Origin of the sequence: Selenomonas sp. WCT3, from assembly GCA_900100835.1 — a bacterium.
GTDB classification, from domain to species: domain Bacteria; phylum Bacillota; class Negativicutes; order Selenomonadales; family Selenomonadaceae; genus Selenomonas_A; species Selenomonas_A ruminantium_E.
Window position 1 is genome coordinate 1 of record FNCM01000031.1, and the last position, 1,553, is coordinate 1,553.

The window sequence follows — 1,553 nt, forward strand, 5'->3', positions numbered from 1 at the left end:
CCCCTATGATGACAGTTTTATTTTTTACTGTCTCTCATAAGGGGAGCATATCATTGTCAGGGGGATTTTTTCGTTGACGTTGGCACATAATTTTGATACGCTATGATAGGTAATAAATCTGAATTCACATATATGAGAGGAGCAATAACATGTTTGGTGGAATGGGCAACATGGGGCAGATGGCCGGCATGATGAAAAAAGTCCAGAAAATGCAGAACGAAATGAAAAAAATGCAGGACGAGCTGAAACGCAAGACTGTTGATGTAACAGCTGGCGGCGGCGCTGTTAAAATCGTCATGAATGGTGAGAAACAGGTCCAGTCCTTGACAATTGATCCGGCGGCGGTAGATCCGGAAGATGTTGAGATGCTGCAGGACCTTATTTCGGCAGCTTTCAATGAAGCTATCAAGAAAGTAGACGATATGATGGCTTCGGAAATGGGCAAGCTCACGAGTGGCCTTGGCCTGCCGCCGGGGATGTTCTAATCGTGCAGTATATTGCACCCTTAGCAAAATTAATCGAGCACTTTCGCGCACTGCCGGGTATTGGAAACAAGACGGCAGTGCGTCTTGCTTATCATGTGCTTGATATGGATACGGAAAAGGCAAAAGCGTTGGCGTCAGCAATTATTGATGCCAAAGAGAAAATCGGTTATTGCAATACCTGTTTTAATCTAAGTGACTCAAATCCCTGCGCCATCTGTGGCAGCGACCAGCGTGACCATTCGGTAATCTGTGTTGTGGAGCAGCCGCAGGATGTTGCAGCCATGGAACGCATGCGTGATTATCACGGTGTCTATCATGTACTTCATGGAGCGCTTTCGCCATTGGAGGGTATAGGCCCTGAACAAATCCGCATCAAAGAACTTTTGAACCGTTTGGCGGATGATACTGTAAAAGAAGTAATTATGGCGACAAATCCCAATGTAGAGGGAGAAGCCACGGCAATGTATATTGCCAAATTAGTGAAGCCTATGGGACTTAAAGTTACCCGTATAGCACATGGACTGCCGATTGGCGGTGATTTGGAGTATGCGGATGAAGTGACGCTTTCCAAGGCAATGGAAAACCGGAGGGAAATCTAAATGGATATCGTTGTAGCCTTTGCAGTAGGCTTGATTGTACTGTGCCTTATCGGCAAAATCGTATCGCTGCCGATGAAGCTCCTGTGGAAATTGATTACCAACAGCATTGTCGGTGCTGTTTTGCTCTGGGTGGTAAACCTGTTTGGGGCAGGTATTCAGATTACATTTATCAAAGCATTGATTGCTGGGGTGCTTGGCGTGCCTGGCGTAATCATAGTTTTACTGATGAAATAAAAAAGTGTTGACAGATTCGGAAAAGACGTGTATTATAATACAAGTCGCTGAGAGATACGGCACGATGTAAGAATCCCAGAATCCTTGATTGGCAAGGGATTGAAAGACGTCGCTTCCGAATTCAGTCAAAAAGAATTTTAAAAAAGTTCTTGACAGAAACAAATCGATGCGATATAATAAATGAGTCGCTGAAATGAGCGACAGAGATTGTTCTCTGAAAACTAAACAATGTAAA

At 44.4% G+C, this 1,553-nt stretch carries 3 protein-coding genes; all 3 read left to right on the forward strand.

The window, feature by feature from the left end; genetic code table 11:
* The first annotated feature begins 149 nt into the window (after nt 1-149).
* The 3 genes from BLQ36_RS13140 to BLQ36_RS13150 are packed head-to-tail and all read left to right on the forward strand — an operon-like array spanning nt 150 to nt 1,318.
* Entirely contained in the window at nt 150-485 is a 336-nt protein-coding gene (locus BLQ36_RS13140; protein WP_033169950.1) for a YbaB/EbfC family nucleoid-associated protein, read from the forward strand.
* 2 nt (nt 486-487) lie between these two features.
* The gene (recR, locus tag BLQ36_RS13145; RefSeq protein ID WP_074516006.1) at nt 488-1,084 is read left to right on the forward strand and encodes a recombination mediator RecR; all 597 of its coding nucleotides are present in this window, start codon (nt 488-490) and stop codon (nt 1,082-1,084) included.
* Nucleotides 1,085-1,318 carry a pro-sigmaK processing inhibitor BofA family protein gene (locus BLQ36_RS13150; RefSeq protein WP_074516007.1) on the forward strand — a complete coding sequence of 78 codons (234 nt, stop codon included), beginning with the start codon at nt 1,085-1,087 and terminating at the stop codon, nt 1,316-1,318.
* The last annotated feature ends 235 nt before the right edge of the window (nt 1,319-1,553 follow it).